The 14,370-nt window shown below is 62.0% G+C and carries 10 protein-coding genes, 1 tRNA gene and 1 pseudogene; 7 read left to right on the top strand and 5 right to left on the bottom strand.

Going from position 1 to position 14,370, the window contains the following annotated elements; translation table 11 throughout:
* Positions 1-18 precede the first annotated feature (18 nt).
* Both FJ960_RS09255 and FJ960_RS09260 read left to right on the top strand, forming a co-directional pair.
* Complete coding sequence (locus tag FJ960_RS09255) at positions 19-1,080, top strand: betaine/proline/choline family ABC transporter ATP-binding protein (protein ID WP_140713380.1); 1,062 nt, start codon at positions 19-21, stop codon at positions 1,078-1,080.
* Entirely contained in the window at positions 1,077-3,170 is a 2,094-nt protein-coding gene (locus FJ960_RS09260; RefSeq protein ID WP_140713382.1) for an ABC transporter permease subunit, read from the top strand. Before FJ960_RS09255 ends, FJ960_RS09260 begins: the two co-directional genes overlap by 4 nt.
* Here the strand turns inward: FJ960_RS09260 and FJ960_RS09265 are convergent.
* The 4 genes and pseudogenes from FJ960_RS09265 to FJ960_RS09285 form a co-directional block, all read right to left on the bottom strand.
* Complete coding sequence (locus FJ960_RS09265) at positions 3,167-3,472, bottom strand: hypothetical protein (protein WP_348642346.1); 306 nt, start codon at positions 3,470-3,472, stop codon at positions 3,167-3,169. The two genes, FJ960_RS09260 and FJ960_RS09265, sit on opposite strands and share 4 nt — an antisense overlap.
* A gap of 857 nt (positions 3,473-4,329) precedes the next feature.
* Positions 4,330-5,578: pseudogene (locus tag FJ960_RS09275) on the bottom strand (integrase arm-type DNA-binding domain-containing protein).
* 212 nt (positions 5,579-5,790) lie between these two features.
* Positions 5,791-5,866: transfer RNA gene (locus FJ960_RS09280), tRNA-Phe, on the bottom strand.
* A 173-nt stretch (positions 5,867-6,039) separates the two neighbouring features.
* Positions 6,040-6,912: a helix-turn-helix domain-containing protein gene (locus tag FJ960_RS09285; protein ID WP_140713384.1), complete on the bottom strand. Its 873-nt coding sequence runs from the start codon at positions 6,910-6,912 to the stop codon at positions 6,040-6,042.
* Between the two features lie 104 nt (positions 6,913-7,016).
* On the opposite strand from FJ960_RS09285, the gene FJ960_RS09290 reads away from it, so the two are divergent.
* The 5 genes from FJ960_RS09290 to FJ960_RS09310 all read left to right on the top strand — a co-directional run bounded on the left by FJ960_RS09290 (position 7,017) and on the right by FJ960_RS09310 (position 13,228).
* Positions 7,017-8,288, top strand: coding sequence for an ABC transporter substrate-binding protein (locus tag FJ960_RS09290; RefSeq protein WP_140504757.1), 1,272 nt, complete (start codon positions 7,017-7,019; stop codon positions 8,286-8,288).
* A gap of 94 nt (positions 8,289-8,382) precedes the next feature.
* Positions 8,383-9,243, top strand: a complete 861-nt coding sequence (locus FJ960_RS09295; RefSeq protein ID WP_027146570.1) for a sugar ABC transporter permease — start codon at positions 8,383-8,385, stop codon at positions 9,241-9,243.
* Positions 9,240-10,076, top strand: coding sequence for a carbohydrate ABC transporter permease (locus FJ960_RS09300; RefSeq protein ID WP_027146569.1), 837 nt, complete (start codon positions 9,240-9,242; stop codon positions 10,074-10,076). Before FJ960_RS09295 ends, FJ960_RS09300 begins: the two co-directional genes overlap by 4 nt.
* Before the next feature lie 8 nt (positions 10,077-10,084).
* Positions 10,085-11,164: a sn-glycerol-3-phosphate ABC transporter ATP-binding protein UgpC gene (gene ugpC, locus FJ960_RS09305; protein WP_140504755.1), complete on the top strand. Its 1,080-nt coding sequence runs from the start codon at positions 10,085-10,087 to the stop codon at positions 11,162-11,164.
* A 36-nt stretch (positions 11,165-11,200) separates the two neighbouring features.
* On the top strand, positions 11,201-13,228 hold the full coding sequence (locus FJ960_RS09310) for an aldo/keto reductase (protein ID WP_140713386.1): 2,028 nt from the start codon (positions 11,201-11,203) through the stop codon (positions 13,226-13,228).
* Positions 13,229-13,250: 22 nt separating this feature from the next.
* Here the strand turns inward: FJ960_RS09310 and FJ960_RS09315 are convergent, their stop codons facing one another.
* Positions 13,251-14,306, bottom strand: a complete 1,056-nt coding sequence (locus FJ960_RS09315) for an AraC family transcriptional regulator (protein WP_348642347.1) — start codon at positions 14,304-14,306, stop codon at positions 13,251-13,253.
* Positions 14,307-14,370 lie beyond the last annotated feature (64 nt).

The following is a 14,370-nucleotide window of genomic DNA, read 5'->3' on the forward strand; positions in this document are numbered from 1 at the left end:
TGGTGCGGGCGGCCGACGATGAGCGCGGCGGTCCGAGAGATAAAACTAGCCTGCCGCAACGTGTGGAAGGTCTATGGGCGGCGTCCCGCCTATTATTTCGATTCACGCGGCTACATCATCGAACCCGACGTCCTGGCCGAGCGGCTGCGTGCCGAAGCGCATCTGCCGGCCGTGGTCGACGCCACTTTCGAGGTCGCCACCGGCGAGATCTTCGTCATCATGGGGCTGTCCGGCTCAGGCAAGTCGACGCTGGTGCGTTGCCTGTCACGGCTGGTCGAGCCGAGCGCCGGCGAAATACTGCTCGACGGCCGCGACCTCTCCAAAGTCTCCGGTAAGGAACTGATCGAACTGCGCCGCCACGCCATGGGCATGGTGTTCCAGAATTTCGGCCTGCTGCCGCATCTCACCATTCTCGGCAATGTGGCGTTCCCGCTGAAGATCCAAGGCAAACCGGTGAAGGAGCGCGAAGCCCGCGCCCGTGAGATGATCGCGCTGGTCGGTCTCGAAGGCCGCGAGACTTCTTTTCCGCACCAGCTTTCCGGTGGCCAGCAGCAACGCGTCGGCATTGCCCGTTCGCTCGCCGTCGGGCCGGAATTGTGGTTCCTCGATGAGCCGTTCTCGGCGCTCGATCCGCTCATCCGGCGGCAGATGCAGGATGAGTTCCTGCGCCTTCAGCGCATGCTGCAGAAAACCATCGTCTTCATCACCCACGACATGGCCGAGGCCTTCCGGCTGGCCGACCGGTTGGCCATCATGCGCGCCGGCAAGATCGTTCAGATCGGCCGCCCTGCCGATATCGTGCTCAATCCCGCCGACGGCTATGTGGCGCAGTTCACCGAGGACATGCCGCTGCTGCGCGTCATCAAGGCGGGCGATCTGGCGGCGCCGGCGAACGGAGCCGCTATGCCGCACGAGAGCATCGCTGCCGACGCCAGCCTCGAGGACCTGATCCCACGTCTGGCGTCCGGTATCGGCGCCTTCACCGTGCCGGGCGAGGGCGCCAGTCCGCCACGACTGCTTGGCGCCGGTTCCGTGCTGGCCGTGTTGGAGCGGGAACAGAAAAGGCGCACACGGCCATGACCGCGCCAGCCGCATCGTTTCGATCCTCGCCCAGGGTCGCGATCGAGCCGGCGCTTCTACCCTGGTACGCATTCATCGTGCTGGCCGCATTATGTCTCGTGCTGAAGGCCGATTTCCCCTGGCTGGTGACATTTCCGAAGGAATGGACGCTGCAGTTCGCACCGGCCATCAATTTGGTCACCGATACGGTCGTGACAGTCGTCCAGCCCGCATTCCGCGCCCTCTCCGCCGTGCTCGATGCACCCATGCGCGGCGCGCGCCTGGTGCTGGTATGGCTGCCGTGGCCGGCGGTGATGCTGGCGGTCGCGGCGCTTGCGCTGAAATCGAGCGGCATTCGGCTGGCGGTCTTCGCCGTTCTGGCGCTCGCCTACATCCTGTTTGCCGGCTACTGGCCGCAAAGCATGAGCACGCTGTCGCTGGTGCTGCTGGCCGTACCGATCTCCATTGTGCTCGGCTTTTGGCTTGGCGTGCTGGGTCATGGCAGACCGGGGTTGCGGCCCGCACTGCTCGGCGCACTCGACCTGATGCAGACCGTGCCGGCCTTCGCCTATCTCATCCCGTTGCTTCTTTTATTCGGCTTCGGCCCTGTTGTCGGGCTGATCGCCAGCGCCATCTATGCGACGCCGCCGATGGTGCGCAACACCATGCTCGGGCTCGACCGCGTGCCATCCGATATCAGCGAGGCCGGGCTGATGAGCGGCTGCACGCGCCGCCAGCAATTCTGGCAGGTCGAAGTGCCGACCGCGCTGCCGCAAATGCTCGTCGGCTTCAACCAGACGACGATGGCGGCGCTCTCGATGGTCATTGTCGCCGCCATCATTGGCGGCTTCGAGGACATCGGCTGGGAGGTGCTGTCATCGATGCGCAAAGCCGAGTTCGGCCAGAGCATTCTGTCCGGACTGGTCATCGCACTGCTCGCCATCCTCGTCGATCGCCTGACCATCGGCTTCGCCAGGGAACGGCCGACCGGACCGACCGCCGCCATGACATGGATGACCGGTCGCAGGCTGGCGATATTCCTGTTTCTTGCCGCCGTGCTGGCGATAGCCATTCGTGTCTTGTGGCCTGTCGAGACCTTGCTGCCAGCCGGCGGGCTGCGCATGCAGGTCGGCGGTGTCAATCAATGGCTGCTCGGCCTGGTCCGCGACTACGCCTGGTTCTTCGACGATATCCGCAACAGCGTCCTCTATTGTCTGTTGCTGCCGCTCAGGATCGGCATTTCGGGAGCCGCCACGCCTGCACTCTGGGGTTTTGCGCTGTCGCCGCCGATGACGGCTGGATATTGCGCGCTGATCCTGGGCGTCGCCGCACTGTCGGCGCACCGCTTCGGGTGGCGGGCCGGCGTGGCCGCACTGGCGGCGGGCCTGGTCCTGTTCACCGGCTTCCTCGGCCTGCCCTGGCCGGTCTTTATCCTCGGCATCGCCTTGCTTGCCGCACAGGTGGCGGGCATCCGGCTTGGCCTTTTCGCGCTTGCCGGCTTTACCCTGATCCTGGTCAACGGGCTGTGGCCCCAGCTCATCCAGTCGCTCTACCTCTGTACGCTGGCGGTGCTGCTCTGCTTGGTCATAGGCGGTGCGCTTGGTGTCTGGGCTGCCTATAGCGACCGCGTCTCGCGCATTCTGAAGCCGATCTGCGACGCACTGCAGACCATGCCGCAATTCGTCTTCCTCATTCCGGCACTGATGTTCTTCAAGGTCGGCGAGTTCACGGCGCTGATCGCCATCATGCTCTACGCCATCGTGCCGCCGATCCGTTACGTCGAGCATGGCTTGCGGCATGTGCGCGTCGATGTGATCGAGGCGGTCGAGCAGATGGGCGCGACGCCTACCCAAACATTGTTGCAGGCCAAGCTGCCGCTGGCACTGCCGGTGGTGATGCTGGGGCTCAACCAGACCATCATGGCCGCCTTGTCGATGCTGGCGATCGCAGCCCTTGTCGGCACGCGCGATCTCGGGCAGGCGGTCTATGTCGCGCTCGGCAAGGCCGATGCCGGGATGGGCCTGATCGCCGGCCTCTCGATCGCCTATTTGGCTATCCTCTCAGATCGGTTGTTGCAGGCGCGAGTAAGCCGTGGGATGGAGGATATTTAGTCCGTGCAACTTTCTCGCACTTGGTCGGCGATGACCATGGAATATTGTTGGTCGGTGCGATCGGTGCAGATGTCGAAATCGGGGAAATCGACCGAACGGTAATGTAGGCAAAGCGCGCGCCAGTAGCGGTTCCAGCCCGGCGAGATCTCAATCAAGTCGCGCGATTTGCGGTTGGCCGCTTCAAGGAATGTGGTGAAGGCCTCGATCTGGCGGATGCGTAGCGAGTTGCGACTGTCGTAACGAAGCAGCCGCTTCACGGTTTGTTTTCCACGGTTCGCCAGTGCGACGGCAAGGCTTGTCATTCTCGACTTCCTCCAGCCCACCGGAAAATCTTCCTATTCCGCAAAGCGTACAAAAGAATGACAACGCGAAGGAGCTGGCGCAGAATGCGCCGGTTTCCCGCTGCTCCGAATTCAATGAATAATTGCCATCGTAGCAGCGGTCGTCGCAGGATGCGGGTAGATATGGCCGTAGTGCTCTTGGTAGCGGCAGAGTTCACCGCCGCGTCGCTGAGGGGTCGTAGCGCTGCCGACCACGGCGCCGAGTAGCGCGCTACCCGCCGTTTCGTGTGATCAATATCGTCGTGACCAGGACATCTATGAACTGCAACTACCTGGTCGACGTCTCCTTTGGCCGTGGGACCGGTTAACGTTCAGGGGCAGAGACATTCCCGTGTTCCTTATTTGTTCCGGGCACGTAAGGCGCCAAGATTTGCCTGCCTCGACGCCCCTCGAGAGGCCTACAAAATGCATGACCTGATCGACTTTTTTCGGTCGAATGCGACACTGGTGCTTGCCAATCCAACACCGTTTTGCAACCTTCGCAATTCTCTTTGGCAGCGGAGGCTTCGTTGTCGGCCGCTATTTCTTAACCGAGCGGAATTGCCAATCTCGAAAGCCGGCTTGAGCGGCGCGATGATGAGATCAAAGAACTGAAATCAGGACGATCATTTCAGGAATCTGACGACGAGCGTCCTTTGCTCGATGGCGTCTTCATTTGGGGAGATGCCGACGACCATCCGAAACCATTGATCTCCTTGTAATTTCTTGTACCCTCCGGGCCCACCATATGGTCGTCCAGTTTCGTTTCTTGACCCTCTGTATGATTTTCGGAGGTGGGAGGTATGTCTCGGCCTTTGGGGAGCCGTCGCTGTTTGGGTTCAAAACGGACCCTCGCGGGGCGTATAGACAGCAGGCTTGCCGCGTCTCCCGATCGAGGTCACCCGCGAGTTTTTGCTCTCGAGTTCATCCAGATAGTCGGCCCACCATTGCATCATCTTGACGCGCTCTTCCCAGTGCTCAGCCCGGGCGTAGGCGCGACGAACGTCATTGTTCTCAATGTGGGCCAGCTGCCGCTCTATGGCATCCGGATGCCATTTTCCGCATTGGTTTAGCAGAGTTGATGCTGTTGCTCGAAAACCGTGCGCGGTAGCTTCCTCCTTGCCGTAGCCCATGCGGCGAAGGGCGGCGTTAAGCGTGTTGTCGGAAATCGGACGCGAAACCGATCGAACACCAGGAAAGAGCAGCGATCCACCACCAGAGATTTCTTTAAGCGAAGTCAGGACGCTTATGGCCTGCCTTGAAAAGGGGTACGCGGTGCGGCCGTCGCATTTTCATGCGTGCTTCAGGAATGATCCACACCGAGGTTTCGAAATCGAACTCTTCCCATTCTGCCGCGCGCAGCTCGCCGGGGCGGGGAAACAGCATTGCCATCAGCTTCAGGGCGGCTCTGGTTGATGGCTGACCGTCAAATGCATCGACCGCCCTCAGCAAGCCGCCCAAGGCCTTAGGATCGGTAATCGCTGCACGCGGCGTGACCGTCGGACTGATGAGCGCACCCCTCAGAGCGATCGTCGGATCTGCCTCGGCGCGTGCGGTCGCGATTGCGAATCGAAACACGGTGCCGATTGTTGAGCGCAGGCGCCTGGCCGACTCGTATCGACCGCGAACCTCCACGCGACGAAGAGCGGTAAGGATGGTGGCTGTATTGATCTCGCGAATGCACTTGTCGCCGATCGTCGGATAGGCAAAGTCGAGCAGCCATTTGACCTTGCTGATCGTCCGGTCGGCACGCCCCTCCTTCTTCAGCTTGTCAACATATTCGTCTGAAATTGAACGAAAGGTGTCTTTTGGCGAACTAGCTTTCTGGACTTTGCGCTGCTGTGCCGGGTCGGTACCAGCCTTGAGGAGGCGTTTGGCTTCATCGCGTGCTTGGCGCGCATCCGTGAGAGAAATGACAGGATAGCTGCCCAGAGACAGCAGCTTCTGCTTCCCGTCGAACCGATAGGCGAGACGCCATTGCCTTGTTCCCGATGGCTGGACCCATAGCTGCAGCCCGCCACCGTCAGATAGTTTCACAAGTTTGGAAGCGGGGCGAGCGTTTCGGCATTTCACATCAGAAAGGGCCATTCGTGAGACCTCCCTTTGGCTGTTTCGATACCAACAGGATGTCCCATACCAACGAAAATACCATCCCTGCGCTCCGTTGGACCAAATACGCCGAAATTCCGCGAAACGCGCCTGCCCGCGCCCTCTCTTGCGAAAAGATAAGCAATTTCAGAGGCTTGCAGAAATGCAGGCGTAGGAGCTTCGGCGAAAAGGAATGTCGAGAGAAGAGGGGATGGTGCCCAGAGGCGGATTCGAACCACCGACACGCGGATTTTCAGTCCGCTGCTCTACCAACTGAGCTATCTGGGCCTGTTCCGGCTAACGAAAACTCGTGCTCCGGATTTTCATAAAGGCACCGTAGGCACCCCTTGAAAGCGCGTGGGTTATAGCATGGGAATCCGGCCTGTCCAGCGCCCAGATGTGGATTTCCTGTAGGAAAAGAAATGCCGCCCGATGGGCTGGTTTCCATGCCGTGCGCCCGCCTATCTGGCGCTTGCCAGTCCCTTGCGGAAGTCGGATGGCGTCATGCCGGCGAGCTTGCGGAAGGATTTGTTGAAGGCGCTGAGCGAGCCGAAGCCACTATCCATGGCCACGCGCAGCACATTGGCGTCCTGATGCATCAACAGCGCCTGCGCGTAGCTCAGCCGCAGAAGGTTGACATATTCGTTGAGCGTCATGCCGGTCGATTTCTTGAACAGGCTCATGGCGTATTTGGGGTGGATGTCGGCGGCCGCCGCTATGTTCACGCAATCGATGTCGTAGAGGAAATTCTCGGCGATGAAATCGCACATGCGCCCGACATTGCGCGACGACTGCTGATCGAAGGGGCTGCCCGCTTCCTGCCCGGCGGCGTTTCCCGGCACCAGCCGGTAGGGCTCGAACCGCACCCGCTCCAGCCGCAGCAGAAGTTCGTTGACGGCGTGCTCGGCCTTGGCCGGATCGCCTGAGCGGGCATAGCGGTTCCAGCGGGCGAAATTGTCGTTGTCGGATTGATCGGTGGCGCTGGTCACCAGCGTCGCGCCGGTCATCAGCCGATGGCGTATGTCCGCCGGTAGGTGCAGCCGAAAGAAATGCACCAGCGGCAGATGCGCGCCGGCATAGATGGCGTCGTCGCTCAAATCGTCCATCTGATGCGGCAGGCCGCCCCAGAACAGGCACATCTCGCCGGCCGAAAGCGATATTTCGTGCTCGTTCATGCGGTAGTGGACGGAGCCGCGGACGATGAAATTCACCTCGACCTGGGCATGCCAATGCGGCTTCAGCATCACCAGCGGGTTGGTGTGGAACATCTGCAGCGCCAGCGGAAAACCCTCAACGCTGCTGGCGCCGGGCTGGTAAAACGGCCTGTCGGGCATCTTACTTTCCGCCAATTCCATATTCCCTCTGTCAGGGACAGGCCCTTACCGGTGCCTAGTCTAGCCACGCTCACAGAGAGAGCAAATGAAATGGGAGGATTTCAATGCGCATCACACTGTCCTGCGCCGCGCTAGCGCTTGCCCTGGGCTCCGCCCCGGCCTTCGCGCAATCCGGCGAAATCACGATCTGGAGCTGGAACATTGCCGCTTCATCCCTGAAAGCAACGGTTGCCGGCTTCAACAAGCTGCATCCCGACATCAAGGTCACGGTCCAGGATCTCGGCAACCAGCCGACCTATGACAAGTCGATCGCCGGATGCGCGGCCGGCGGCGTCGGCTTGCCCGATATCGTCACCATCGAGAATGGCGAGGCCGAGAATTACTGGAGCCAGTTCCCCGACTGTTTCGTCGACCTGCATACGCTGGGCTATACGGCGGAGGACCAGAAGAAATTCCCCGATTTCAAGCGCACCGAACTCGAAGTCGGCGACAAGGCCTATGCGATGCCGTGGGATTCCGGCCCGGTCGCCGCCTTCTATCGCCGCGACTTCTATGAGAAGGCCGGCGTCGATCCGGCATCGATCAAGACCTGGGACGATTTCATCGCCGCCGGCAAGAAGATCCAGGCCGCCAATCCGGGGGTCTCGATGACCAATGCCGATTTCAACGGCGACAGTGAATTCTTCCGCATGATCTCCAACGAACAGGGCTGCGCCTATTTCGCCGAGGACGGCCAGTCGATCACGGTCAACCAGCCCAAATGCGTCGACGCCATGACCAAGGTCAAGGAGATGAAGGACGCTGGCATCGTCTCGTCCGCCGACTGGGGCACCAAGATCACCAACAACACCGCCGGAGCCGTCGCCACCCAGGTCTATGGCGGCTGGTACGAGGGCACTATCCGCACCGAATCGGCGGGCGAAAACGGCAAATGGGGCGTCTACCTGATGCCGAGCCTGACCGCGGACGGCCCGCGCGCCGCCAATCTCGGCGGCTCCTCGCTCGCCATCACTTCGGCGTCGAAGAACAAGGAAGCGGCCTACGAGTATTTGAAATACACGCTCGGCACCAATGAAGGCCAGATCACCATGCTGAAGGAGTTCGGTCTTGTCCCCTCGCTGGTCTCGGCCCTGAACGACCCCTATGTCAGCCAGGGCCTGCCCTACTGGGGTGGCCAGGCGGTGTGGAAGGATATTCTGGGCACCTTGCCCAAGGTTGTTCCGAGCCGCGGCACGCAGTTCCAGAGCGATGCCGAGATCATCGTCCGCGCGGTGCAGACCAAATATCTCGCCGGCGGCTACCCCGACGCCAAGGCGGCACTCGACGACGCCGCTAGCCAGATCGCCTCGGCGACTGGGCTGCCTGTCAAGTCCTGACCTCCCAGGACGGGGTCCGGGATGGCAAAAGTGCCGTCCTGGACCCGCCACTTGCTCGCTTGTCTTCAACACCAGGGATGAAGGAGGAGAAAAGATGCGCAACCGCAATGCCACGGCCTATCGCTTCCTCACGCCCTATCTCCTGATCTTCGCCATCTTCTGGGTGTGGCCGATCATCTCCTCGTTCCTGATCTCGTTCCAGGCGACGCGTACCGTGCCGTGGCGCTTCGCACCGGGCTTCAACTGGGGCCGGCTGATCGGCGACCCTGCCTTCTTCAACGCGCTGAAGAACACGCTGCTCATCCTCGTCATCCAGGTTCCGGTGATGATCGCCCTGGCCATGGTGATGGCGGTGTTGCTGAATTCGCCGCTGCTCAAGGCGCGCGGCCTCTATCGCTTTGCCTTCTTCGCCCCGGTCGTCGTCGGCGAGGTCGCCTATTCAGCAGTGTTCCGGCTGATGTTCAGCCTCGATTTCGGCATCGTCAACAAGCTCTTGAACAGCATCGGCCTGCCGAAGGTCGACTGGTTCTCCAATGTCACGCCGGCCATGGCGCTGATCATGATCGCGGTCACCTGGCGCTGGGCCGGGTACAACGCCATTATCCTGCTGGCAGGCATGCAATCCATTCCCGATGATGTCTACGAGGCGGCGACGCTCGACCGGGTGAGCAAGCTCAAGCAATTCTTCTACATCACCCTGCCGCTGTTGAAGCCGGTCATCGTCTTCTGCGCCGTGCTGTCGATCATCGGCACCATGCAATTGTTCACCGAGCCGTTCCTGATCACCGAGCGCGGCGGGCCGGGCGGCGGCACAGAGACGCTCGGCCTGCTGCTTTACCGCCAGGGTTTCCGCTCGCTCAACTTCGGCTATGCCTCGGCCGTCGCCTACACCATGGCGGGGCTGGCCATCGCGATCACGCTGGTGCAGCTTTGGCTGACGAGGGAACCGAAATGAGTTCGCTCTCGTCGGCAAGACTGAAACGAAGCATTGCACTGCACCTCTTCCTGACGCCGCTGGCGCTGATCTGGCTGTTTCCGCTGTGGATGATGGTGGTGTTCTCGACCATGCCCGACAACGGCATCTTCAGCCCCGGCATCGAACTGTTGCCGCACGGCAACTTCATCGACAATTTCAACAATCTGCAGCGCGACACCGACTTCGTCGGCGCCATCATCATCTCCGTTTGCGTGGCGGTGACCTACACCGTCCTGTCGGTGCTTTTGACCTCGATGGCCGGATGGGCGCTGGCCCGCTACCAGTTCTTCGGCAAAAGCGTCGTCGTCGCCATCATCCTGGGCACCATCACGCTGCCCTATGCGGTGGTGCTGATCCCGCAATTCATCATGGTGGCGCGCGACTTCAAGCTCGCCAACACGTGGGTGGCGCTGATCGTGCCGCCGCTGTTCAATTCGCTTGGCGTGCTGTTCATGCGCCAGAGCTTTTCCATGATGCCGGACGATCTGTTCGATGCCGCCCGCGTCGAGGGCGTCAAGGAGTGGCGCATCTTCGTCTTCATCGCCTTGCCGTTGGCGCGGCCGATGCTGGCCGCACTCTGCATCATCCTGTTTCTCGCCTCCTGGAACAATTATCTCTGGCCGCTTTTGATCAACAGCCAGCCGGGTTCGATGACGGCACCCGTGGCGCTCGGCACGCTGATCGGCCTGACCAAAGTTTCGTGGGGCGGCATCATGGCGGGTGCGGTGATGCTGACCGTGCCGATGCTCATCGTCTTCGTGCTCCTGCAGCGTCATTTCATCGCCGGCATCGCCGCCGGCGCGGTCAAATAAGGAGCAGAATGGCAACCGTCACTCTCACCAATGTCGCCAAGCGCTTCGGCGCGTTCGAGGTCGTCCACGGTGCCAACATCGACATCGCCGATGGCGAGTTCGTCGTCTTCGTCGGCCCGTCGGGCTGCGGCAAGTCCACGCTGCTCAGAATGATCGCCGGGCTGGAGGACATCAGCGGCGGCGAGATCGCGATCGGTGGCAAGGTGGTCAATGATGTCGAGCCCGCCGACCGCGGCATCGCCATGGTGTTCCAGTCCTACGCGCTTTATCCGCATATGAGTGTCGAACAGAACCTCTCCTTCGGGTTGCGCATGACCGGCAACCCCAAGGCCGACACCGAGCGGCGGGTGAAGCGCGCGGCCGAGATCCTGCGCATCAGCGAATTGATGGAGCGCCGCCCGAAGAAACTTTCCGGTGGCCAGCGCCAGCGTGTCGCCATCGGCCGCGCCATCGTGCGCGAGCCGCAAGTATTCCTGTTCGACGAGCCGCTTTCCAATCTCGATGCCGAACTGCGCGTCCAGATGCGGGTCGAGATCTCAAGGCTGCATAAGGAACTCGGCGCCACCATGGTCTATGTCACCCATGACCAGACCGAGGCAATGACGCTCGCCGACCGGATCGTCGTGCTGCGCGCCGGCCATATCGAGCAGATCGGCAGGCCGCTCGAACTCTATGACAATCCCGACAATATTTTCGTGGCCGGCTTTGTCGGTTCACCGAAGATGAACTTCATCAAGGCCCACATTGTCGGCCGTGATGCAAAAGGCGTTGTGGTCGAATTGGCGGGCGAGGAGAAGGCCCGTGTCGTCCAGCCGTTGACAGGCGTCGCGCCCGAGCCGGGCAGCAAGGTCATCGTCGGCGTGCGGCCCGAACATTTCGGCGTTGCCGGTGAAGGCGACGCTGACCTTACGGTCGCCATCGACGTGGTCGAGCACCTGGGCGGCACGAGTTTTCTCTACGCCAGGACGGCCCATGGCGACGACGTGGTGATCCAGCGCGACGCGGCAAAGGTCCCCGAGACATCAAATGTCACCGTTTCCATCCGCAAATCCTACCTGTTCGACGAAAAAGGGATGCGGCTCCGCTGACCGGCCGCCCCTTTCCCAGCCCGCAAGGAGAATGACATGACTGCATCAACGCCCATTCGCTGGGGCATTCTTGGGCCGGGCGGCATCGCCAAGGCCTTTGCCGGCGGCGTCGCCGGTTCGCGCACCGGTAAACTGGTTGCCATCGGCGCGCGCAATCCCGACAAGCCGGGACTGGCCGAGAGCTTTCCCGGCGCCCGCATCCTCGACGGTTATGACGCTCTTCTTGCCGATCCGGAGATCGACGCGATCTATATCGCGGTCCCGCATCCAGGCCATGCGCAATGGGCGATCAGGGCGGCGGAAGCCGGAAAGCATGTGCTCTGCGAAAAGCCGCTCGGGCTGACGGCCTTCGAGGCCGACGCCATGATGCATGCGGCGCGCAAGGCCGGCACCTTCCTCGGCGAAGCCTTCATGTACCGGCTGCATCCGCAGATGCTGCAACTGGTGGACCTGATCAAGTCGGGCGTCATCGGCGAGATCAGGATGATCAAGTCGAGCTTTGGCTTCGCCATGCCTGATTTCATGCCGCGGCACCGGCTCTACGCCAACGATCTCGCCGGCGGCGGCATCCTCGATGTCGGCGGTTATCCCGTTTCGATGGTGCGGCTGATTGCTGGTACCGCCATCGGAGCGCCCTTCGCCGAACCCGACAAGGTCGCCGGCACCGCCCATCTTGGTCAATCCGGTGTCGACGAATGGGCCTCCGCTGTCCTGCATTTTCCCGGCGCTATCGTTGCCGAGGTTTCCTGCAGCATCTCGCTCAACCAGGACAATGTCCTGCGCATCTTCGGCACCAAGGGGCGTGTCGAGGTGCCCGACTTCTGGTTCGCCGGCGGCGACCGCGATGTCGGCCCAGGCCGGATCGACGTGATCGGTGCCGACGGCGCGCAAGAGACCATCAGCGTCAACGAGAAGCGCCATGTCTATTCCTTCGAGGTCGATGCCGCCGGCGAGGCGATCCGCGCCGGGCGTCAGGAATTCGCCTGGCCGGGCATGGGTTGGGCCGACAGCCTCGGCACCTTGCGCGTGCTTGACAGATGGCGCGCGGCGGTCGGGCTGGAATATGAGATCGAGAAGGCCTCGCTGCGCACCAACACCATCTCCGGGCGACCCCTGCGCCCGGGCGGCACCGCGATCGGCAAGCGCACCATTCCGGGCCTGGCGAAGCCGGCCTCCGTGGTGGCGCTCGGCTTCGAGGATTTCCGCACCTTCTCCTCCGGGTCGATCCTGCTCGACGCCTTTTTCGAGGCCGGCGGCAATCTCTTCGACACTGGCTATGTCTATGGCGGCGGCTACACCGAGACGCTGCTCGGCCAATGGTTGAGGAACCGTAGCGTGCGCGAGCAATCGGTTGTTATCGCCAAGGGAGCGCATTCGCCGCTCTGCTATCCCGACGTGATCGGCAAGCAGCTTGCCCAGTCGCTCGACCGCCTGCAGACTGACCATGTCGATATCTATTTCATGCATCGCGACAATCCGGACGTGCCGGTCGGCGAATTCGTCGATGCCATGGACCGCGAGGTCAAAGCCGGGCGCATTCGCGGCCCCTTCGGCGGCTCGAACTGGACGATGCAGCGCATGGACGAGGCGATTGCTTATGCCGAGCGGACCGGCAAGCAGAAGCCCGGCGTGCTCTCCAACAATTTTTCGCTGGCCGAAATGCTGGAGCCGATCTGGGCTGGTTGTGTCACCTCCTCCACCGATGACTGGAAGGCCTGGCTGACATCCAGGCAGATGCCGAACTTTGCCTGGTCGAGCCAGGGACGCGGCTTCTTCACCGACCGCGCCGGGCGCGACAGGCTGGACAGCGAGGAACTGGTGCGGGTCTGGTACTCGGAGCGCAATTTCGGTCGTCGCGACCGCGCGATCGAGCTCGCCGCCCGGCTGCGCAAAAGCCCGATCCACATTGCGCTGGCCTATGTGCTCAACCAGCCTTTCCCATCGATCCCCTTGATCGGGCCGCGTACGCTTGGCGAACTGGACGACAGTCTGCGGGCGCTGGACATCGCGCTCTCGCCCGCCGAACTCGAGTGGCTGGACGGCGGCAGCCTGCACGCGGCCTGACAAAAAACGGCCCCAAGCGGCGTCAGGTCTCGTCGTCCGACGATCTGACGCCGCGCCTGGCCGGGGTTCGCAAGCTGGCATACATGCCGGTCGTGCGGAATTGGCTGGGCGTCGTGCCGTAGAGTCGGCGGAAGACCTTCGAAAAATAATTCGCGTCCTCGAAACCGCACAGGATGGCGACCTCCTTTACCGGCAGGAAGTCCGCTTTCGTCAAAAGCTTCGCGGCCCGTTGCAGCCGCTGCTGCAGTACGAACTCGGCGGGCGGCAGGCCCTCGCTCTCGGCGAAACAGCGCGAGAAATGAGCCCGGCTGAGCCCGCTGATCTGGACGAGGTCCGCCACCGGCAGGGCTTTGTCGAGATTGGCGTTGATGTGATCGATGACTGGCTGCATGGCGCTCTGCTTTTCGGCAAAGGCATGCGAGCCGAACACATCGTCATAGAGCGCCATCGCCGCCTCGTAGGCGATCGCCGAAGCAGCACCTGGCGAAGCGGCCCCCTTGATGAGACGCAGGCTGCAATCGGCAAGATGATCGATCGTCGCCGGCTGCAGCCGAAAGACCGGTCCCGACACGTCGAGGATCGACTTGTGGATGCGCAACGCCTCCTCGCCGTTCATCGAGATCCAGAAATATTCCCAGCGCTCGTCCCTGGCCAGCCAGTAGCGGTGGTTGTGCGGCACCAGCACCAGCAGCGTGTCGTTCGTCTGCAGGCGGTAATCGCGGTTCTCGTAGCGCAGCCGGCCTGTGCCGCTGATCGTATGCTGCAGTACGGTGAATGGTGTCTGGCCGCGCTTTCGCCCGTCCCAGTCATAGGTCACGTCCTCGCGCACCTCATAGCCCGTGCTTGTCGGCATGGCATGCAGGCGCTGGCGGCCGCGCGGTAGCGAGACCGTCCGCATCGACTGTCCGTTGGCGATCAAATCCCGCAGCACAAAATTACCCCTGAAAGCATAATCCTTCTCTGGCCGCGCCCGCGAATATGCGCATAATCCCGCCTCGAAGAACGCGAATAACCCGCGATCGAGGAGCGGGCGGGAGGAGAGAAAGCCGGATTCCGGCCTGAATGGCTTGCACGCCAAGGCGTGTGGCCGTCTTCCTCCCTTGCTGCTCCTTGCCTAGCATTCGAATGGATCGAGGTGAAGG

The organism is Mesorhizobium sp. B2-3-11 (assembly GCF_006442215.1).
GTDB lineage: Bacteria > Pseudomonadota > Alphaproteobacteria > Rhizobiales > Rhizobiaceae > Mesorhizobium > Mesorhizobium salmacidum.